The 20,543-nt window shown below is 55.9% G+C and carries 19 protein-coding genes and 4 pseudogenes; 10 read left to right on the forward strand and 13 right to left on the reverse strand.

Annotation, left to right across the window (positions count from 1 at the left end; all coding sequences use genetic code 11):
- Positions 1 to 12: 12 nt before the first annotated feature.
- From CBW50_RS21920 to CBW50_RS29065, 8 genes and pseudogenes are all read right to left on the reverse strand, one after another.
- Entirely contained in the window at positions 13 to 357 is a 345-nt protein-coding gene (locus CBW50_RS21920) for a KfrB domain-containing protein (RefSeq protein ID WP_086147511.1), read from the reverse strand.
- 115 nt (positions 358 to 472) lie between these two features.
- Positions 473 to 1,834, reverse strand: a complete 1,362-nt coding sequence (locus CBW50_RS21925; RefSeq protein WP_086147512.1) for a type II toxin-antitoxin system HipA family toxin — start codon at positions 1,832 to 1,834, stop codon at positions 473 to 475.
- A 3-nt stretch (positions 1,835 to 1,837) separates the two neighbouring features.
- On the reverse strand, positions 1,838 to 2,203 hold the full coding sequence (locus tag CBW50_RS21930; protein WP_086147513.1) for a helix-turn-helix transcriptional regulator: 366 nt from the start codon (positions 2,201 to 2,203) through the stop codon (positions 1,838 to 1,840).
- A gap of 145 nt (positions 2,204 to 2,348) precedes the next feature.
- Complete coding sequence (locus tag CBW50_RS21935) at positions 2,349 to 2,678, reverse strand: hypothetical protein (RefSeq protein ID WP_086147514.1); 330 nt, start codon at positions 2,676 to 2,678, stop codon at positions 2,349 to 2,351.
- 133 nt (positions 2,679 to 2,811) lie between these two features.
- On the reverse strand, positions 2,812 to 3,759 hold the full coding sequence (locus CBW50_RS21940; protein ID WP_086147515.1) for a ParB/RepB/Spo0J family partition protein: 948 nt from the start codon (positions 3,757 to 3,759) through the stop codon (positions 2,812 to 2,814).
- Positions 3,756 to 4,292 (reverse strand): KleE stable inheritance protein, encoded by a 537-nt coding sequence (kleE, locus tag CBW50_RS30360; protein WP_367301832.1) that lies wholly within the window; start codon positions 4,290 to 4,292, stop codon positions 3,756 to 3,758. The genes CBW50_RS21940 and kleE overlap by 4 nt, the downstream gene beginning before the upstream one ends.
- Positions 4,293 to 4,304: 12 nt before the next feature.
- Positions 4,305 to 5,244, reverse strand: a pseudogene (locus CBW50_RS30365) (tyrosine-type recombinase/integrase); the annotation flags it as partial.
- A gap of 710 nt (positions 5,245 to 5,954) precedes the next feature.
- Positions 5,955 to 6,164, reverse strand: a complete 210-nt coding sequence (locus CBW50_RS29065) for a hypothetical protein (protein WP_139842594.1) — start codon at positions 6,162 to 6,164, stop codon at positions 5,955 to 5,957.
- Between the two features lie 24 nt (positions 6,165 to 6,188).
- Between CBW50_RS29065 and CBW50_RS29795 the strand changes: the two genes are divergently transcribed.
- From CBW50_RS29795 to CBW50_RS21975, 5 genes and pseudogenes are all read left to right on the forward strand, one after another.
- The gene (locus CBW50_RS29795) at positions 6,189 to 6,713 is read left to right on the forward strand and encodes an FxDxF family PEP-CTERM protein (protein ID WP_193068895.1); all 525 of its coding nucleotides are present in this window, start codon (positions 6,189 to 6,191) and stop codon (positions 6,711 to 6,713) included.
- 768 nt (positions 6,714 to 7,481) lie between these two features.
- The gene (locus tag CBW50_RS21960) at positions 7,482 to 7,736 is read left to right on the forward strand and encodes a helix-turn-helix domain-containing protein (RefSeq protein WP_253251973.1); all 255 of its coding nucleotides are present in this window, start codon (positions 7,482 to 7,484) and stop codon (positions 7,734 to 7,736) included.
- Between the two features lie 80 nt (positions 7,737 to 7,816).
- Positions 7,817 to 7,987 (forward strand): annotated as a pseudogene (locus tag CBW50_RS30050) (transposase); the annotation flags it as partial.
- A gap of 194 nt (positions 7,988 to 8,181) precedes the next feature.
- On the forward strand, positions 8,182 to 8,529 hold the full coding sequence (tnpB, locus tag CBW50_RS21970) for an IS66 family insertion sequence element accessory protein TnpB (protein ID WP_086147518.1): 348 nt from the start codon (positions 8,182 to 8,184) through the stop codon (positions 8,527 to 8,529).
- Between the two features lie 29 nt (positions 8,530 to 8,558).
- Positions 8,559 to 10,100 (forward strand): IS66 family transposase, encoded by a 1,542-nt coding sequence (locus CBW50_RS21975; protein WP_086147519.1) that lies wholly within the window; start codon positions 8,559 to 8,561, stop codon positions 10,098 to 10,100.
- A 364-nt stretch (positions 10,101 to 10,464) separates the two neighbouring features.
- Here CBW50_RS21975 and CBW50_RS21980 read toward each other — a convergent pair whose 3' ends face one another.
- Entirely contained in the window at positions 10,465 to 12,459 is a 1,995-nt protein-coding gene (locus CBW50_RS21980; protein ID WP_226935956.1) for a DUF4157 domain-containing protein, read from the reverse strand.
- Between the two features lie 198 nt (positions 12,460 to 12,657).
- Positions 12,658 to 13,584 (reverse strand): annotated as a pseudogene (locus tag CBW50_RS21985) (IS3 family transposase); the annotation flags it as partial.
- Between the two features lie 205 nt (positions 13,585 to 13,789).
- Between CBW50_RS21985 and CBW50_RS29070 the strand changes: the two are divergent.
- Together CBW50_RS29070 and CBW50_RS29075 are read left to right on the forward strand one after the other, a co-directional pair.
- On the forward strand, positions 13,790 to 14,392 hold the full coding sequence (locus CBW50_RS29070) for a hypothetical protein (RefSeq protein WP_139842595.1): 603 nt from the start codon (positions 13,790 to 13,792) through the stop codon (positions 14,390 to 14,392).
- Between the two features lie 342 nt (positions 14,393 to 14,734).
- Positions 14,735 to 14,977, forward strand: a complete 243-nt coding sequence (locus tag CBW50_RS29075) for a hypothetical protein (RefSeq protein ID WP_139842596.1) — start codon at positions 14,735 to 14,737, stop codon at positions 14,975 to 14,977.
- A gap of 463 nt (positions 14,978 to 15,440) precedes the next feature.
- Here CBW50_RS29075 and CBW50_RS30370 read toward each other — a convergent pair whose 3' ends face one another.
- Positions 15,441 to 15,851 (reverse strand): H-NS family nucleoid-associated regulatory protein, encoded by a 411-nt coding sequence (locus tag CBW50_RS30370; RefSeq protein ID WP_367301831.1) that lies wholly within the window; start codon positions 15,849 to 15,851, stop codon positions 15,441 to 15,443.
- A 129-nt stretch (positions 15,852 to 15,980) separates the two neighbouring features.
- Here CBW50_RS30370 and CBW50_RS21995 point away from each other — a divergent pair, with 129 nt between their 5' ends.
- Both CBW50_RS21995 and CBW50_RS22000 read left to right on the forward strand, forming a co-directional pair.
- A complete protein-coding gene (locus CBW50_RS21995; protein WP_139842597.1) occupies positions 15,981 to 16,577 on the forward strand; it encodes a hypothetical protein in 597 nt (198 codons plus the stop codon).
- The gene (locus CBW50_RS22000; RefSeq protein WP_139842598.1) at positions 16,541 to 17,194 is read left to right on the forward strand and encodes a hypothetical protein; all 654 of its coding nucleotides are present in this window, start codon (positions 16,541 to 16,543) and stop codon (positions 17,192 to 17,194) included. Before CBW50_RS21995 ends, CBW50_RS22000 begins: the two co-directional genes overlap by 37 nt.
- 373 nt (positions 17,195 to 17,567) lie before the next feature.
- On the opposite strand, the gene CBW50_RS22005 is transcribed toward CBW50_RS22000, so the two are convergent.
- Positions 17,568 to 18,605 (reverse strand): depolymerase, encoded by a 1,038-nt coding sequence (locus CBW50_RS22005; protein ID WP_086147523.1) that lies wholly within the window; start codon positions 18,603 to 18,605, stop codon positions 17,568 to 17,570.
- 1,126 nt (positions 18,606 to 19,731) lie between these two features.
- On the opposite strand from CBW50_RS22005, the gene CBW50_RS22010 reads away from it, so the two are divergent.
- A complete protein-coding gene (locus tag CBW50_RS22010) occupies positions 19,732 to 20,040 on the forward strand; it encodes a hypothetical protein (RefSeq protein ID WP_086147524.1) in 309 nt (102 codons plus the stop codon).
- 190 nt (positions 20,041 to 20,230) lie between these two features.
- Here CBW50_RS22010 and CBW50_RS22015 read toward each other — a convergent pair.
- Positions 20,231 to 20,401: pseudogene (locus CBW50_RS22015) on the reverse strand (DDE-type integrase/transposase/recombinase); the annotation flags it as partial.
- Positions 20,402 to 20,543: the final 142 nt, after the last annotated feature.

The following is a 20,543-nucleotide window of genomic DNA, read 5'->3' on the forward strand; positions in this document are numbered from 1 at the left end:
GCGGGCTCTGCCCTACCGGCTCAGCTTGCGCCCCTGTTTGACGCTGGCACTGCTGCTGTGCGCCTGGCCGTCCTCGTAGCTGACACTGGTATCGATGCCCGTCCCAGGTACTTTAGCGAAATCGCTGGCGGCGTGCTTGATCAATGTCTTGCCAACCTGCTGGTACACGCTGGCCCCATCGGCATGCACGATGACGCCGGCATACGTCTTGGCCTTGTCGGCATTACCTGCAAGATAAATATCGTAGATGCCGGGCTTGATCGCCCCTGCCTTGTCCACCTTGCTGGTAGCCCACTGTCCGCCCTGCTCGTTTTGCAGCAGGCGCTGCCCGTTCATGACCAAGACTCTTTGCTTCATCAATACGCTCCTGTTTATCGGTAGGACGTGACAGCGGCCGATTCGTTCGGCGATGGGCCATTTTAAGACGTGATACTTGCCGCTGGGTATCTAAATGCCCGTGATGTGGCACACATCAAACTGCATCCGTGCCTGCTTCGCCATCCGGCATATCCCTGAGCCGCCGCGCCTGGCGGGACATGCCCTGCAGGATGGCATCGGCAAGATCAGCGGGAAAGCCGGGTGGCAGCAAGCCGTACATGGCAGCCACCACCGCATCGGCATGGTCAAGCACCTCGTCGATCACGTCTTGCGCCGCAGCCGCGCCGAAACTGGCCTGGCGAGCCTGGCTCAGCCAGTGGCGCCGCTGGATCTGCTCCAGGTGATAATGGTTGCTGGCGCCGCGCACGGCCATCGCCAGCCGGGCATCCTGGCGCGGCAGCCGGTGCGCGCCGGGGCCGATGATGGGATGGGCGGACAGCACGTCGTAGAGCGGCGTCGACTGGAAACGGCTGTGCGGCAAATGGAAAATGCTGAAGTTCTTCGCATGGCCATCGGTCGCCGCCAGCAGCCAGAACACCAGCTGGGTCTTGAAGAAGCGGCGGCGGTCTGCCTCGGCCTGCGCAGACCCGAGCAGGATATCCATGATGCGGCTGATGCCCGGCCCGCCATCGGCCTGGTACTTGTGCAGGGGCGGCGTGCCGGTCGCCTGGCAAAAATCCTCCTGCGGCAGCCGGACTATCCAGCTGCCGTCACCCGACACCCTGCGGTCGAAGCGCTCCACCACCAGCGTCTTCAGGTCCTCGAAATTAGCGATGCGGCATGGCGCCGTGGGCAGGCCGAACGCGTGCATGATCTGCGAACACAGCCATTCGTTTTCCACCGAGGTGCGCATGTCGGCGCGCATATTACCCACCAGCCCCATGGGCAGCTTCAGTATGTGCGTCGTCGGCGTGCTGCCGGTGGGACGGTGCCACTGGCCGCGATGCCATAGCAACGCCGTCTTTTCCTGCGCTCCGGCAATCGACAGGCGCAGGTCGGGCTCTGCGCCTGGATGCCCGAACGGGGCTTCCGCGACCGTGTTGCGCAATATCCTCGCCACGCCAGCCTCGTCGAGCGCCTCGCCCGTAATGGTAAACAGGTCCGTGGGTACCTCGCCGGGCGGCAATAGCTGGATGGCGCCGACACAGTCGCGCCCGGCCGCAGCGAGCAGCTGGTATGGCGCGATGCCCCCAGTCTGGAAGTGCTGGGCCATGCGGCGGCGGATCGGTTCGCTGTCAGGCAGGAGGTTGTCGAAATAATTCTGCACCAGCGCGCCGCGATAGGCGCCGCCCTGCGGCTTGAAAGGCATCGACAGCGACAGCGGCCGTCCGGCCTCGTCCTCGATCCAAGCGTCAAAGTAGGTCAGCGCCGAGGTGCCAGCGGACGCATCCCAGTAGGCCACAGGACTGCCATTCAGCCACAGGTGCAGGCGCTGCGCATGCGCTCGCCGGCCCATGGCTTACCAGCGCTCCCTGGCCGATGGTGACGGTACCTGCCTTGCCGGCGCCTCCGGCCGCGCCGGACCGGACGCGCGCTGGCGCGCGAGGCGGGCGGCGGGCGGCCCCGCATCGGTTGCCTCCTGCGCGATGTCGGCATCCGGGGATGGCTGCCCGGCTGGCGAGAGCAGCAGTTCGGCCCCCAGCAGCCGCAGCACCGTGTACAGGCGCTCGACGCTGGTGGAAGCAGGATTGGCTTCGATCTGCGCATAGCTTTGCTGCGTGATGCCCAACTGCTCCGCCAGCGCCTGCTGCGACAGGCCGGCCTGCTTGCGGAAGCCGATGAGAATCGGCCGCAACTGCTGCAAGGATCGGATCGGATAGTCCATGGCGTGTCCTGGGATATGTATCTACAGTATAGGAACTGTGAAACACAATTACAAGAAACAGGCTGTAATTCCGTTTTACAGTCCATAGGCTGTATTTCAGATATTCCAGCAGACGGCTGGCCGGCACCACCAAGCAGGCAGCGGCTCAGTTGGCGCTGTGAAATTTCAGCCAGAATGCTTCGCGGCAGCGACTGTCAAAGCGCCTGACCGCTGGCTGCACCTCGACCGGCGCCTGCCCGTTCGATGGCACTTCATAGGTGATCCAGCACTCCGCGCAGGCCGCCTTCGATGGAAAGCTATCCTCTTCGGACGTGCGGCGCACCACTACGCCATTGCTGAAATAATAAGTGGCCACTTCCTGCCGTACATCAAAACCGTCCTCCTGCCAGGAGGATTGCGCGACATCTCGCCGCTCGATCACGGCCTGGCTGGGCAGGTTGAAAATAGCACCGATGTAGGTCAACAAGTCATTCATGGTCGCATGACAAATAATTGGACGGTTCCGTCTGTACTTCAAGACACGCTGGCGGAAACTGCAGCACAGCGCAAGAGCCGCAGTGTAGCACCGGCCCTGATCCGCGCGGCAAGCGCCATGGGCCACGGATGCGTCAGTCACCCGCGCCCAGCAGCCTGAGCGGCACAAGCCCGGCGAGCGCCACCTCCACTTCAACGCCATCGGCGCGCCGCAGCCAGGCCAGCCCCTCCCCGCCAGGCCTGCGTCCCAGCACCAGCACGCCTTCGCCCTGTCCATGGCGCACGAGCATGCCAGTGCAGCGCCAGCGGCCAGCGCCAGCCGGCGCGGCAAGAGTGGCCTGCGCAGATGCGGGCGGACCGGCGGCCGATGGCACGACTGTGGCGCCGCCGGTACCGTGGGTGATCTCGTCCTCCTCGCCAAACTTCGCCCCGAGAAATGCGCGCAGCAGCTTGACGGCGCTGCGCGTGATCTCCGGTTCGCCTTCGCGCAGCCAGGCCGCCACCTCGCCCGGGTGCGACTTATAGGCCGTCACCAGTTCATTCACCGAAGTCACGTCGCGTACCCTGCCCGCATTGAACGCCAGGGCGACGGGTTCGGGCAAGTCCAGCAGAGCCGCATGCTGCGTCACGAAGGCGGCGGATTTGCTGATGTTGCTGGCGATCTGCCCCCGCTTCAGCCCCTTCGACAGTTCACGGCCAATGTAGTTGGCGATCTCGCGCGCCGTCAGCTCGTTGCGCTGCAGGTTTTCCACCATCTGGTCGGTCTCGCTGTAGTCGTCGTCGATAAAGCCGGGGATGGTCGCCAGCTGCGCCAGTCGCGATGCGCGATAGCGGCGCGCGCCGTGATTGATGATGTAGTGGCCAGGCCGTTCGGGATGATGGCGCACGGAGATCGGTGTCTTGATCCCGCGCAGGCGTATCGAGGCGGCGAGTTCGGCCAGGCTATGCGCCGTAAAGCCCGGATTTTCGGCCGAACGCGGCTGCAGCGGGTCTTCATTGATATGCTCGAGCGGCAGCGCCAGCGGCCTGCCCTCCGGCGCGCGGCCGCTGGCGGGGCCTGGTAGTGCGGACGCTTTCTTCATCGCAACTGGTCCGGCTTGCCGTACGCCACGAACCAGGTCAGGTAGCAGAAAAAGGTGTAGTGCAGCAGCAAGGTCCATCCGGCATGCGCGCCAGGCGTATCCCACAGCACCAGCGCGCGCAGCAGCTGGAACAGCACGTCACACACCATGATGAAGCGCAGCACTGGCCAGCACAGCGTGGCAATAACCCACAGGATGGTGCGCAGGCCCAACCGGCCGGACGGCGGAACGGGCGCGGGCGGCAGCGGTGGCGCTTTCTCCTTGTTTGGTACCGGTGGAAACTGAATGATGTCTGCCATGCCTCTTCCCTCCCGCCCGCTTCGCTGCACCCGTGCAACTGATATGTCGGCAGAACCTATCGTCGCTCCGCCAGCCGTAAACGACTTTGATCCAGAACAAGCTCTGGTTCCGCCATCGGCGTAATTTTTAGCTGCTAAAGCCTGATTACCGCCCAATTCCTGCATGGGACACACAGCCATGCGCGCCGCCTTGATCCAGTCGGTTTTGCGTGAAGATTCCTGTCGAATCCCCATGGCCACGGATACCAGCACCGCATTCAAGGTCGCGCCATTCATCGGCCGGTCAGGATCGTACCTGGAAGGCAGTACATAACGGGAGCCGCCAGCACAGGTCTTAAACGCGACCAGCACATCCATGGCCTGGCGCGACAGATAGACGTTATGGGGATTTCTTCTTTTCATGCGCGCGCCAGGGATCGTCCACAGGGCATGCTTGAAGTCGATCTCCGACCAGGTAGCGTCGGTCAGTTCCGACTTGCGCACCAGTGTCAGCAACAGCATCTTGCAGGCCAGGCGTACTGTCGCGGCACACTGAGTCCGATCAAGATACTTGTAGAACAATTTAATCTCGGCCGGCGTCAAGGTGCGGTCACGCGGCGCGAACGTCGCGATCGACGATGGCGGCACGCGATCCGCGGGATTTGGATGTTTTTCCCCGCGCGACTCGGCATACCTGAAGACCATCATTACGATCTCGCGCGCATGCACGGCCACGGCCGGAGCCTGGCGTGCAACGATGCGGTCGCACAATTCACGCAGCATTTGATCGCTGATTTCCGATAGCAGCAAGGAGCCAAACGCTCTTTTCAGGTCCCGCTCATACGTCCAGCGGCGCATGGCACGAGTTGATTCAGCCATCCTGTACTTGTCGAGCCAGCGTTCAGCCCAGACAGAAAACGGTTCCTGTACCGTGCGGCGTTGGATGCTCTCTTCCTTCGTGTGCGCTGGCGCCCCCCGCAGCAACGGACTTGCGCGCCTCGGCAAGAGCATCGCGCGCTTCGCGCATGCTCAACCCGCCCGCACCGTACCGGCCCAGGGTAATGGTCTCCTGTCTTCCGTTAATGCGGTAGTTGTAGCGAAAGGAAATGCTACCGGACGCTGCCACCATCACGTACAGTCCGTCCCGGTCCGCAACCTATGGCCACCCGGTGCCCTTGATATTTTTCAGCTTCGCATCTGTCAGCATTTTCGCCTCCAAACGTATACCATCATGACGCCAAAATAACAAAACAAATCAACAACTTGCAATCGATTCGACAACGAATTGCAAGCGTGTGGATGGTACCCGGGCCGCCAAAAATACCATCAACGCGCATCGCGTTTTCCGAGCCAGGAAAAACCAATAAAAACAAATACTTACAGGGCTTTATACCATCAAGGCCCGGCTGCGTATGATGGTATACGTATACCAACAGCATCACCCAAGATGGGCGATACCATCTTGAGTACCATCAAAAGAACCTGCTCGACGTTACCCGAGCTTGCCGGACCAGGTATCCCAAAAAAGAAAAAGCCCCTGCAAATCAGGGGCTTGGTCTCATCATCCTACCCGGCTGTACCAGAGGCCGCCGGATGGAATATTATTCCGCACTCGAACATCGCTGACACTTCAAAAGTGATGAATTGAAACAATTCGGACTCGATTATCAATTAGTACACCAAGAAACTGTTTTCATGATGCTTTTCCGTGTTGAAAATATTCAACATCATTAAAAATACCCTCTTCGAAACAGCGGTTAGGCATCTAATCTTACTAAATGGTCCCTATAAAAAATACTTTCCAATTATTTCCAATACAACTGCAAGCTGGGCGACGTAATTGGCAAAATGGTTTCATCCACCGGGAGGGCCGCAGCATGGCCTTTACTTCCCTCTTTTCCAGACGGAACTAGGTGCCTATACAACAGTATTTTTCACACAATTAACTCCATTCATTTCTTGTGAAATATTAATAGTACCTATTTTATATTTTTCATTTTCCTGAAATTCTTGCCCGTGCAGTAGCGATGGACTATTCAAATGACGGCAGCGATGAAAAAATATAACATTGACAATGTTTTGTGCTGGCGATAATTTATCACTGCAGTACGGTTTTTCTAAAAACATTTAGTATTCTTGGAGGAGATCAACATGAAACTAAAATCACTCATTGCAGCGGCAGTATTAAGTGCCGTTACCATCGGTAGCGCCAGCGCCACCGCCTATACTGTCAACCTCACCAACACCTCGGGCAACCTGTGGACCAGCGGTTTCAACGCTGTCCCCAGCCCGCTCGGCGACTTCACGGATACCTTCACGTTCACCCCCACTGCGACCTTTGGCTCGACCGCGCAGGCCTTCCTTGCCAACCTGTCCGTCACGGGCTCGGACAGCTCGTCCATCAGCTTTGCCAGCGCCAACCTGAACGGCATAGGACTGACCGGATTTGGCGGCCCCACCGTCTTTGGCTTTGCTCAGGGGGAAGTACTCGCACCGACGAGCATTTTGTTCAATGGCCCGCTGGTCCTGACCGTGATGGGCAACACCAAGGGCGGCAGCTATGGCGGCACCTTCAACCTGAACCTGGCTCCCGTTCCTGAACCGGAAACCTATGGCATGCTGCTGGCTGGCTTGGGCATACTGTGCTTCCTGGCCCGGCGCCGCAAGCAATCTTGAGTGCGCCACCAAAAGACGCCCCGGCGTCTTTTTTTTTATGGCGGCTAGATTCTGCGACGAACAGGGCAACCAAGTACTCGCGATATGCGTCCTATTCCTTCGTCCGTAGTCCCCCAGCCAGCCTTGGCCATTGGTCCAAGTCCAACTCTAGAATCATTGCCATACACGTCATATCGCTAGGTTTGTGGAAGCGCGGCGTCATCGGGCGCCCATCAGCGTTGATCATCAACCTAGTAACGACAGTAACTGATCCGTCACCGGCCTCCCCGATGGCAGCGATGGCCACAGGATAGCCAGCGACGCATACAGTGCGCCAGCAAACAGGTTTGCCGGTTCAAAATTGAGCTCAAAAGAAATGGGGAATCGGATAATGCAGCACTGCTTGCACTTCCAGGCGCCGTGGACGGAGTACTCGCCACCACGTCGGGGCGAGCGCGGCAGGCCTGGCGGGCAAGATTCAGTCCTGCTCAGTAAGACCCCATGTGAATCTTGCAAAGGGAATCTTCTATCTGCTCCTTACCGCTGTGGAATACATATGGGGACAGGTTACTCCATCGAATACAGCGAAGCCAGACCACGTTGATAACTTTCGCTGCTGGCATACAGTCAAATCCCGAAAGCGGGACCTTCGATGAGGAGCATTGACCACATCATGTTGATTTGCAGCGAAATCTGACCCACTTCACCCTATAATTTGCAAACGGAACTGACCCACGTTTAAGACACAATCCTACTCATGACATTGAGTGGGGAATTGGAGTGATCGACGTGGCACTACTAGGCATTATTCGACGCTGGCACATTTGCGACCAGATCCCATTGAGAGAGATAGCCAGGCGCTTGGGCATCTCGCGAAACACCGTTCGACGCTATTTACGCTCAGAAACCATAGAACCAGCCTACGCTGAGCGGCGCTCCAAGCGAGCCATTGACCAATACGCATTCCAACTTTCGGCAATGCTCAAAACGGAAGAGGCGCGATCGCGCAGTAAGCGTCTTCCTAGTGCCGTCTGGACTGCCTGAGCGCCGTTATTCATGATCGAATTTTGGCACAGTATTTGTGCCCACAAATTCTGATTATGGACACAAATTTTCAACCGACCATTTCAAAGAACGCACGCGGCCACTATCGCCAGCATCCGCTGGAGTTCAAGCGCGCATTGGTTGCGCTATCGCTCAAACCGGGCGCCTCGGTCGCGCGCATCGCGCGCGACCACGGTGTCAACGCCAACCAGGTGTTCAGCTGGCGCCGGCTGTATCAACAAGGGCGCCTCGGTGTGCCGGCGTTGATGCGCACCGATGGCTTGTTGCCGGTGGTGCTGGCGCCGTCGGCGCCCGCGCCGAACAACGCCGATGCCGATGGCGACGCCGGCGGCACCATCGTGCTGGATCTGGGCGAAGTCCGTGTACGCATCGAAGGCCAGCCCAACGCAGCCACGCTGGCCCAAGTATTGGATCGGGTGCTACGATGATCGGGCTGCCCGCCGGTACCAAGGTGTGGCTTGCCGCCGGCACTACCGACATGCGCTCCGGCTTCAATGGCTTGGCTGCCAAAGTGCAGACGGCGCTTGAGGAAGACCCGTTCAGCGGCCACGTGTTCGTGTTCCGTGGCCGGCGCGGCGACCTCGTCAAATTACTGTGGTGGAGCGGCGATGGCCTGTGCCTGTTGGCCAAGCGGCTTGAACGCGGTCGCTTCATTTGGCCGCAGGCTACCAGCGGTTCGGTGGCGCTGACGCAAGCGCACCTGTCGATGCTGCTCGAAGGCATAGACTGGCGGCGGCCGGAACGGACCTGGAAACCAACGTCGGCCTTGTAAACGACACAAGCCTCGCGTAAACTTGGCGCATGCTCAGCCCAGCCGACCTGCCCAACGACATCGCCGCCTTGAAGGCGCTGCTGCTCGCCCAAGACGAGGTGGTTGAATGGCTGCGCGAACAACTGAACACGCGCGCCGTCGAGATCGAGCACCTCAAGCTGCAGATCGCTAAATTGTGGCGCATGCAGTTCGGTCGCAAGTCGGCAAAGCTCGACCACCAGATCGAGCAGCTGGAGTTGCAGCTGGAAGACTTGCAGGCCGACGAGGCGGAGGCGGCGCGCGAGATGCCGGCGGCCGACCAGGCACCGCGCAAGAAATCGGTGCGCCGGCCGTTGCCCGATCATTTGCCGCGAGACGAGAAGGTCTATGCACCGACGACCGATGCCTGCCCGGCCTGCGGTGGCGGCCTGCGGCCGCTGGGCGAGGACGTGGCCGAGCAACTGGAATTCGTTCCGGCCAGCTTCCGCGTGATTCGTCATGTGCGCCCCAAGCTGGCATGGGCCTGCTGCGACGCCATCGTCCAGGCGCCGGCGCCGAGCCGGCCAATCGAGCGCGGCATCGCCGGCCCAGGTTTGCTGGCGCACATCCTGGTGGCCAAGTGCGCCGATCATCTGCCGCTGTATCGCCAGTCCGTCTTCTACGCGCGCGAGGGCGTCGACTTGGATCGTGCGCTGCTGGCGAGCTGGGTCGGCGCAGCCAGTGCGTTGCTGCGCCCGTTGGTCGACGCCATTCGCCGCCACGTACTGGCGGCATCAAAGTTGCATGCCGACGATACGCCGATCCCGGTGCTGGCCCCCGGCAACGGCAAAACCAAGACGGCGCGCCTGTGGACTTATGTGCGCGACGACAGGTCTTCCGGCGACACCACGTCGCCAGCGGTCTGGTTTGCCTACACACCCGACCGCAAGGGCATCCATCCGCAGACCCACCTAGCCAAGTTTGAAGACGTGCTGCAAGCGGACGCCTATGCAGGCTTCAACGCCTTGTTCGAGGACGGCACGATCCGCGAAGCGGCATGTTGGGCGCACGCGCGGCGCAAATTCCACGATCTGCACGCCGCCCGCGCGACGCCGCTGACCACCGAGGCGCTGCGCCGGATCGCCGAGCTCTATGTGATCGAGGCTGAGATCCGGGGCAAGCCGCCCGACGAACGACGACAAGTTCGGCAAGCCCGTTCGCGCCCGCTGCTCGACGACCTGGAGCGCTGGCTGCGCGCCACGCTCGATACTTTATCGCGCAAATCTGACACGGCGGCGGCGATCCTGTATGCGCTCAAGCTGTGGCCGGCACTGCTGCGCTACCGCGACGACGGCGCCATCGAGATTGATAACTCTGCGGCCGAACGCGCCTTGCGCGGTGTCGCCATCGGCCGCCGCAACTACCTGTTCGCCGGCGCCGACAGCGGCGGCGAGCGCGCCGCCGCGATCTACTCGCTGATCGGCACGGCTAGGCTGAACGGTGTCGACCCCGAAGCCTGGTTGCGTCACGTGCTGACGCATATCGCCGATCATCCCGTGAACCGGGTTGATGATTTCTTGCCTTGGAACTGCAACCTGCCAGCAGCCCTTTGAGATCACGCCGCTTCCCAGCGGTGTGACGCCATCATCGATCAAATCCCTCCTGCACTCAAGATGGCGCTGAGCGGACGCTTACCTAGGCCTCACGGTGCTTTGTGACTTAAAACAATAAAGTTGGTCGGACTGACGCGAGGTAAGTGACTGATTTTGCTGGACCCGAACGATTGAGAAAAGTTGACCGTTTGAACCCAAGACAGAAACCCGCTCACCAGAAAAGCGACTGCGCAGAGTTGTATTGAAGAGAGCCGGTCTACGGGGCCGGTTTTTTTTGTCGGTACTGTTGATGGCGTTATCGGTGAGCCCGCTGTCAGTGCACGCGACAGACCCACGGTCAAGAAGCATTGAACCGGCTGATGCGTTATTCGATCAAGTCGAAGCCTCGCAACAAGAAGTTGCTGCCGTCCACACGATGGCAATTGCCATGACTATCGAAGAGCATCTCAATCAGCTGGTGTACACTGAGGTTTTTTGCAGCATCGGCACGCACGCCCTGATAGCGAAGCGCGCGTTCGTCCGGTGTGAACAGTGCAAGGTTCTGGTCTCGCGCGTTGCCATAATCCGCTTCGTTGACAAACAGGTTTTCCGCTGCCCAGTCAAAACCGCCATAAAGGATGCCCATCATCCTGTCCCTTAGCCCCTCCGGCATGTCAGCAATGCTTACCGCTCCTTCCGCTGCTTCAGGCGCGTCCGCCGTCGCCGTGATGATTGCATCCCGCGCTGTACCAACAGCTGCATAGTCTTCAATTTCAAACACATTTTTGTTGGCGAGCTGCCTTGCCTGATCGCCGCTGCTCAGGATGGGCTCTGCCTTGGGGACGAGCTCCTTAATCCGCTGGACCATGGCAGAGAGTTGGATGTGGCTGGGATTCAAATCGCCAAGGCCCAGGAATTCCTTCAAAGCACCGATCACGTTGTAGACAAACACTGGCTTGTCGGCTTCATTGAGCCTGGTGACCAGGGCTTCGTGATCGGCGCCGTTAAAAATTTCAATGGCATTGATTTCAAAGCTGTCCTTATCGGCGAACTGCGCATCCATTCCGGCACCCACATCGCCGGCCCCCAAGCCGCTGATGACACCGTCGGTTTTCAGAAGAGCCAAAATGGGCTGGTAGAGAGCTGCTTGCGGCGCATCGGTCACCTTGTGAATGAGTACCTGGTCAATATAGCCATCGAATCGCGCAGCGACTTCCCGAATGTGCGCATCAAGCCCCGCGGGAGGTGTGTGATCGACCTTGTAGATGATGTCAAATTCGTCTCGCGTTCTTCCACCCGCGACCGCCTCGTCAATCGCCGTCGCCAGACTCAAAATCGTCCCGCCGTAAGAATCGGCGCCGTCAAATGTTGTATAGCCCGCCACAATCGCAAGTCTTATCTGCTCAAGGCTGCGTCCCGACAGTCCAAAAATAACATTGGCCTCCTCACCAATTTTGCGTTGCACTATCGGCTGGGCCGCTACAGTGGACGAGCGTTTCTGAACCGGATTTTCACGCCCGCGTGCGAACGCTTCCACGCTGGCCTGTGGTGAGTCGTGCGCATTTTTGCCAGTGCTTTCGCCAAGCGCCAGGTCGCCCATGATGTCGGCCTCATGCTCGAGACCGGCATCATCATTCACGTTCACGCCGCCTTTCATCTGCCGCGTCGGTGCCACCCTGCCCTGCGCCTGTTGGACGACGTGCCAGGCCTCATGCGGCAGGTGCCTTTCCTGCCCGGGCGCCACATGAATGTCACTGTCCTGCGCATAGGCGTGGGCCTGCAAAAGGGCCGGCTTATGCGAGTTAAAATGCACCTTCACATGATCCATGCTCATGCCAGAGAGCGACTCTATTCCTGATTTCAATCGATTGGGTAGGCCGGTATTGTTTGTTTTTTCTTTGCGCTGCGCCGGCGACGCCTCCGCTCGAATTGCACCATCTCCTTGCGGTTTGACCGCCTCGCCAAAGAGCGCATTCATTTGATGATGCTGCGCCACCATCCGCGGACTGTTGTGAATGACGTCGCTTAGCGCCCGCCGCTGCAACACACGCGGGCTGTTATTCATCATCTCGGCCAGTTTACGTTGCGCCGGCGCCTCGGGCCGGTTGTCCGCAAGTACCCCAGTCCGTGCAACTTTCGTGGCAGTGTCCGTTTGGGCGGCATCAGAGCCATTTATTGCTTGAAGTGGTGCTTGCATGGGGTGGCCTTCGACGATGAGCGGCGTTAACGATATGACTGTTTGATCATAACCACAATTTTCTGCGGTAGGCTGATTTTTCCTGATACTCCACTCCGTCAGCCGGGTCGATGGCTTTCTGCCCTGGAACTGTGCCACCAAACTGGCCTGCTCAACTCCGCTTACCAGCGGTGTGACAAGCATAATCTCGCTTTAACCCAGGAACCTCAACACGGTACTGGGCAGACGCTTACATCGCGCAAGCAGCGACGCACGCTAAAGCAGATCCATGAGGACCTAAAAGAATTGGGGTTCGAGGGGTCATACGACAGGGTCGCTGCGTTCGCGAGGACATGGAGGGAGGGTCAAATCGACCGGATCAATTCCGCTCGCAAACGAACACTGTCGTATCCGATAGCGCCACAAGCGCTGACGGAATTTTCGACTGGCGTACTGGCTACCCTGATCCGAATGAAACAGCAGCCCCTGCGGTCGACCTCGCTGCTCGTAAGCCATTTCCAGCGCTTGCACAACAAGGTCGGCGTCGGGGCGTAGCGAAAATGCCCAGCCCACCGCTCGGCGAGCGAACAAATCCAACACCACTGCCAAGTAATACCATCGGCCTTGCGCCCAGACATAGGTGATGTCCCCGCACCAGACCTGATTTGGCGCCTCCACTGTGAATTCACGATTGAGGTTTCGGAACATCGACCCGCTCCACCGTAGCCTGCTTATAGGCATGGCTGCCAGGCTGCTTGCAGACCAGCCCCAGCTCTTCCATCAAACGACTGACTTTGAAGCGGCCAATTGCCGTGCCTTCCTCGCGCATCATGCCCATGATGCTGCGGCTTCCCGCCGAATTGCGACTCTCGACGAACAGCTCGTGCACGCGGCTACGCAATGCCATGCGCTCCACATCAATGTGCCGGGCGCGCTCCCGATACGCATACAGGCATGACCGCGCTACGTCGAACACCGCGCAGATCAACTCGATTGACTCGTTACTACAAATCTGATCGATTACCTCGTACGTTCTATCCCTTCCGACATCAAGAGCGCGGTAGCCTTTTTTAAAATGGACTTCTCCCGCTCGAGACGCGCAATGCGTGCTTCGAGTTCCTGTATTCGCTGCTGATCAGGCGTCATTGCCTTACTCTGTGGCGTGATGCCCTGCCGCTCCAACTGCAGCTGCTGCACCCAGCGGCGCAGCACTGATTCGCCGATGCCGACCGGACGGCTTGCCTCCGTATGGCTATATCCTTGATCCAGTACCAGGCATGCCGCCTGCTGTTTGAACTCAGGGGAAAACGTACGTCTTTGCTTGCTCATCAAACACCTCTCCATGGCGAGCATTCTCGCCTAAATCAGTGTCCGGGTACATTAAACCGCTACACTTAATTTCATTTCCACTAGCACATGTAGGCGAGGAATTGATTAACTGAACATTGGTTATATTGATCTACATCAAGCTTGCTTGCATTATTTCCCGAGGTGAAGTTTATCGCTGCACAATACCATCAAGGAGATGCCTGCCATGGAATTTACGCACGAACATCATTTAGATGGCTACGTTTTTCACATTTGCGCCATACTTACCTCTGAATACCGTTACAAAGGAAGGATTCTACTCTCAAAGAGAGGCGACACATGCGCCACCATTGAACCAGCCTTGACGATTGATACACCAAGCACCTTCAAATCGTTTCGTGGTGCGCAAATCGAAGCATCGGCATACGCTCATGAGCTCGTACATAGTAGGGCAATTTTGTCCATTATTGACACAGGATTACCTGCACAATCCTTCCCCCGTTTTCGTAGCTCCGAAAAAAATAAGAAGAATAGTGCTAAGCGTTATCGGTCTGCAAGCAACCTAAAGAAACCTATTTATTATGTTTACCTATCCACCTTGAGGAAATTTACTTTCCAATGGTCCACAACAAAAACATCTGACTGTGGAACTGCCCTAGCAGCTTTCTATGAACTTTCCAGCTACAGCTTTCTCAAAGGAAAACCATACCAAGTCAGCCTAAAATGCAATAATACTTTGGTGATGCGCCATAGATTTGATAGTTTACCCGGAAGTGAAGAAAACTGGGCCAATTCAATGGATAACAAGTCCACCGAACTGGCAGATTAAAATCTCTCGAATTAATTTCAAGAAGCGCCAATATATTCAATATGGAATAAATAGTTAAATCTAAAAAACCTTGTATTTTGATGATCAAAGAGTCATCCACCCATGCAAAGAATAGAGATTTCTTTTATCTTTTAAGCCATCCATCTTGCCAAATAAATTATTCTTGAACGAACTATCAAAAGATGGAATGCATACCAAGATCCAATACGCATCAGTATAGATGCCCCATAATACTCGCCACACATTGATTCCAATTCGCTTCTCGACCACTTTCTCCATCTACCTTATGGTTTTTCTTAGATGTAGTAAGTGCATATTAAAATCCATCACTAAAAAATCCACATGCAAACCATATACATATTTGGGACTCGAAAAGGACTGGCGCAGATCGATTTCCACGCAACCACGGGGCGATTTTATGCCGTGTTTTGCAATGAAAAACTAGGGAACTATCATTCACCCGAACAAGCCGCGGCGGACTTGGCACATGGTTACACCTTTAGTCATTCATCTGGCATTGACCTCACTATCCTTGGAATACCAGAGGATCTTGAAGACTGGGAGCGCATTTCGTATGACAAATAGCTTGTCTCATTTGTGACATTCCAGAAAAATTGCATTCATCAAGAAAAAATGCGACGAATAGCCTTTAACTGAGGCATTATGAAGTGCAAAGACACATTGTCATCTACGCAAATAAAGCGTATTCATCAACATGAAATTACCACTTCTGAATCGTCTTAACTGGTCGAAATCCATTATTGACCATCAACGACAAGCCAATCAACGACGCGCTGCATGATGTGTCTCTTCCTTGCAACTGCCTACGACCTGCCTCAAAAAAATCCTCCAATGTGCTATCAGACAAGATACTCGATTATTGAGAATGAGTTAGTGAATTAAGGATATTGACGAAGGCGCCATAAATATTTTAGCCGTACCAAACAGCTTCCTCGCTCACGTATGAGATATCTAATCCCAACAGCTAATCTTCAGAATGACAAGGACCAATGACACGGACTAAAAGCATGAGAATAGGGAACTCAAATTAGATACGGATCCCATCAAGCGATTGATGCTTCTCCAGCCAAGACTTGACCCACAAAGGTTGGCGTCCACGCCCAATCCATTGCTGATCCGGATTTTCGGGGTTGCGATACATCGCTGGAACTACTTTTTCTCGCCCTTCGCTGCATTTTTTGGCCCGCCGGCGATCAACTGTGTCAGCGGCACGCCGACCCGCTGTGCGATAGCCAGCATTTCCGCACGGGCTTTTTTCAGCTCGTCTTTTTGGCGGGACTTGATTTCTTGAATTACTTGCGCTTCGAGCTTTTTTAACTCGGCCAGTGATAATGATGAGATATCCATACGCACTCCTTGACAGTGGTACAAATTTGGATGAGGCCTGTATGTGACTTGAGCAGGCATGCCAAGTCAACGCCATTCTAAGACAATTCATACATGCTTTTGCAGTCTTCTTTCTCCTTGTACCATCGAAACACCTTGTTTAAAGGGGCAATTTCGACTGGAGCCATGCAGCTGGCCCGGCAACAATCGTGAAAAGCACCGTTGCCACGCAGGCCTAAATATGGAACCACGATCCCCTTCTTTCGCATCGACCTGGCTTCTGGCCATGCTTCAAGGGCAGACCTATGACCAGATTGCAGCGCGGTTTCGTGTAACGAACTCGACTGTCTCCAAATCCGTCAGCGATTTGGCGCGGGATCTACAGACAGTCGTTGGTGTGGTCCGCCTCGATGAGGACAGTACTCCCACTGCCCATCTCATCCGCGCGCATGGGAAAGACTACCTGAAAGCGCTGGAACACTTCGTGCCGCTGGCGAAACAGGCAGCCACAACCATACTTCCGATCATTACCCAGGCACACATTGACCAGCTGGTGTTACACACAGCACGGCATAGCCGCTGCAAACAGCGCGATATCGCCCTTCTCCTCATACTTATCCATACCGGTGTACGTCCGAATGAGATCGCCAGATTGACCGTTGCCGATTACATCGATGCGGCGGGCCTGCACCGCTCTCCGCCATGGCTGCCAGCCGGTGCCGCTTCGAATGGCATAGCCCCCCCCCCCCCGCTTCTGCTTCGCGACGCAACAGTCCTGTACTGGCTCGACGCCTATTTGGCGTGGCGCCTGCCCTGGACGCCCATTCGCCGGCGTTGATGGCGCTTGCGCGCCAGATCCGGCGCTTGGCCGATCATTGCCCGGTGCTGATGTTGCAGGGGACGTTTTCACACGAACCACCCGGTACGCTGGATCTGTTTTCCCCGCTAGGGGGCCGTTATCCCATACACGTGGCCAACCGCCGGCAGCGGGTCATTCTCAACAGCCGGCGTGAATGGACGGCTTCCACACACTCGCGCTTCGATGCCAATGACTGGCGCGACACGGACTGCGCCCTCCTCTGCTCCTGCGTTCCGACCATGAACAAGGAGAATTTGGCCGCCAGTGTCGGTGCGGAACAACCCGGACAGGCCATGGGGCACTATCTGGCTGACCTTCTGGCCGGCTACGCGCCAGGCAATCTACTGGCGCGCCAGCGGCGCATTCCCGCCATCGCGCTCTCCCACGGTACCGTGATCGGCTGCATGACAGAACATGGGGTGCCGATGGCGGGAATGGACCATGAATTTACCGCAGGCGCGCTGTTTCAGGCACAGGCCAATGCGTTCATGCTGGGGCATATTCATCTGCATCAGGCGTGTGACCACAACGGACAGGTGCCTACCCCGGCTCCATTGGACGCTTGCATTACGGCGAACTCGATTCCCCAAAGTTGATTGCAGGCCTGGTTCGTTAGACTCAGTCCACTTAGAACTTACTGAACATCACGAAACCTGGTTTCCAGCACGCCCAATAGATGACTGAGGGCTGCTCTTTGCGCGCTCTGCTTGGCCACGACAACGGGGCCTCCCTCTATAGGCGGGCCAAGAATGCAGCATGACGCCACTCCTCCAACGTCCCTGCTGGCCACAGGCATCCACTCCGAAGCTGAAATTTTTGGCTAAAAAAACCCGCCAACTGAGGGCGGGTTGAATTCAATTTTGGAGGAGCTGGAAAAGACGGCTAAAATATGCTGCGCCGCAGCATAGCTTGCCAATCATCATTTGTAATGAGATGCATCGCAGGTGAGAATACTGTCATCACTTGCTTTCAATGCATCGCCATGGGCCCTGACGAGGATAACGTGAGCCGCTCAATCATCGCCTGAACAGCCTTCATCTGTGGTGCGCTCTTGTATGCATAATTTGGCCCCGTGTAACCATACCAATCCCAGCAGCCTTGGGGGTTAAGCGGTTGTGAATCGTTCACTTGTGGATAAAGCATGATTATGTTGTTGCTATCGGCCCAGTCGTTATAACTGCTTTTCCCGTAGAAGTCGTCGCCGACAACCTTCTCCGACTGTAGGCAACCATGAAAAGCAACGTGCACTTTACAGCTGACACCTTGGGTACAACTTGCTGGTATGTACGCATAGGCATCGTCAGCCATACTGGTCGATGAATCGGCGAACTCACGCTGATTGAATGTTAGCAGCAGGCCTGTACGTATCTTGGCGGGAGGATTGAGCGGCCCATAAATATGGGAAAGTATTGCACCGGGTTGGTCATATGCCGCCTTACCTACTGTGCACTTACTGACGAACGGGGCCTTGTTTGCACTACAGGCATTTCCAAAACTTGGTGTCAATAACGCATGCCCGGACGGCACTTTATTAACATAGACCAGATTTATGTTTGGCACACCAACACCTTTAAAAAAATCGACCGTGGCATTAACAGCTGACTGATACACCACAGTATCCTTGGTGCCACTAAAAACGTAAACGCGGCTTTTTTGCAAGCTAATTAGTGGGTCGATGTCTCCGTTTAACGCGAAAAGTTGGGCCGCCGCCACCATTAAGTTGGGATTGGGTGGAAAAAACGGAACTGTTCCCATGCAGATGCCGGCATAGGTTAGTAGGAAGTTCGAAGCGCAATAATATGGGCCGCCTGCCACTATTCCTGCCCCGGAGACCGAGGCTGAGTATGCGACTTGGTATTGCACTGCCATAAACGCGCCTGACGACAGGCCAGACACGGATGTACCTTCAGGGCTTGCACCCACGCCCGGAAGTGGGGCACTCGCCTGAAGCGATGGGGATATAGCAAGTGCCAGCAACATTGTGACAGTAGAGGAAAGTAATTTCATAGCAACTCCTACATGGCAAATCATAGGAATGAAGGCGCTAACGTGCCCCTCATCGCGGAATTGACGCACTGCAGCACACAGTACAATCGGATACTCCCACGATTAGTATCATTGCAGTTTAATTATTATTTTTAGTGGTAAAAATACAAATTCCAAAATGCATCGAAAATTGTAAAAATATTTATATTTTCCATTCTTAGTACAAAAAAACGACCGATACAATCGCCAGACTCCAGATAACTACTTGGGTTCCATGAGAATGGACAATAAATTTAATTTATATAGTTTATGTAATTTCCGCTTATCGCTACTGTCAACCTATTCATTGCTTCCGGCGCAAGTTTCACATATTTGTGTGAAAGACTCTGGTCAGAGATGGTTAGCTTTTGCCTCCGTGTAGACTGCCTTGTGCATGCTGGGCCTGCCCACGACAAACGGGAGCTCCCTCTATAGGCAAGCAGAGAACGCAACATGAGACCACTCCCCAAATGTCCAATTGGCCGCAGGCTTCCGCCCAAAGCTAAAAGTTTGGGCTAAAAAAAACCCGCCAACTTGGGCGAGTTGAATCCAATTCTTTGAGGAGTTGGAGGAGACGAATCGATTATGCTGCACCGCGCCATCCTTCACCAATCATCATTTGTAATGAGATGTATCACTGCTGAGAATGACATCCGAGGCCGGCATGGCCATGTTTGAGTCCTTCGGCGGGACTGGTACTATCTCCGAGTATTGGCCCAGCAATTGCGCAGAAAAATGGCAGCTGAATTTGTCCGCAGATGACGTGGACAGCACTGTGGATAAATCATGCATTTGGACGGGAGAGCGAGCGTCGCGGGGGGGGCATAGCAATTACTTGAATTTTTAGCAATATCTAGTCAACGGTTCTTGGTTCCTGTCTGGTGCCTTGCCACCTGACCTCAAGCTCCCCACCTACGTATTCAACCGCTCTCGGGCACTTCTCTCACAGCCAAGCAAACCGTTGGCCGAAGTGCAAGGTCGTCTCAAAGTCAGTACGAACGAGACCGATGTAACCGAACTCCAAATAAAGAAATTTTACTTGTTAGTTTGACATTTCTCGCTACACTTAAAATTGATCTTGCATCCCGTTCAACGTAAAGGAGTTGCCATGAACATCCTCGTTCAGTACGAATTTCGTCCGCAGCCCGGCAGCAATTTCATCAATCTGATAGAAAGCGTCAAGGTCGTTGCTGCATTGTGGCGTAAGTATGGCGCAGAACCATCATTATGGAGTGTGAACGTTGGCGAAGCCGGGAACTTGTCATTCACAGTCCCTTTTGCAACATTTGCTGACTATGGAAAATGCATGGACGCATTGACTGCCGACGCGGATTTCCGCCTGTGGCAGACACAGAACTCGGATGCTGGAAATGGGCAGTGGATACGCAGCAACCTGTATCGTCACATGTCAATTTGAGAAACGTTACCTGAGTGTATGTGCGGTGTTACCGGCTCTATCATATTGGCGATTTCCTGACGAATTTTGTTGAGCGAACTGAGCTTGGTTTTGTCGCGTTGTTGATCAAAGGGCGAAGTTATCCGGGCATGGCACTTCTGCCCTTAAACTGGACGGCCGTGTCCTTCCGGATCGCCGTTCGACGCTATCGCCTTTTGAAAAAGCGCTTCGCAACAGTCATGTCACGCTTCGCTGTGAGCAGGAAGTCGACAGTCTTGCCTAGCGTGTCGACGGCACGGTAAAGATACTTCCAGATGCCATTGACCTTGATGTAGATTTCGTCCATCCGCCAGCTGCGGCCGACCGGGAGCTTGTGTTTTTGGGCCATTTTCTTGATGAACGGCAGCAATCCGAAACACCGTGTGTCGGTGCGCATTCTGGCAACGACTTCGTCCGTGTAATAAACCTTTCTCGTAGAGCAAGTCATCATGGAACCTCCTCCAACCATACATTCTCTGGTCACT

The organism is Janthinobacterium sp. GW458P (assembly GCF_002127585.1).
GTDB lineage: Bacteria > Pseudomonadota > Gammaproteobacteria > Burkholderiales > Burkholderiaceae_D > Janthinobacterium.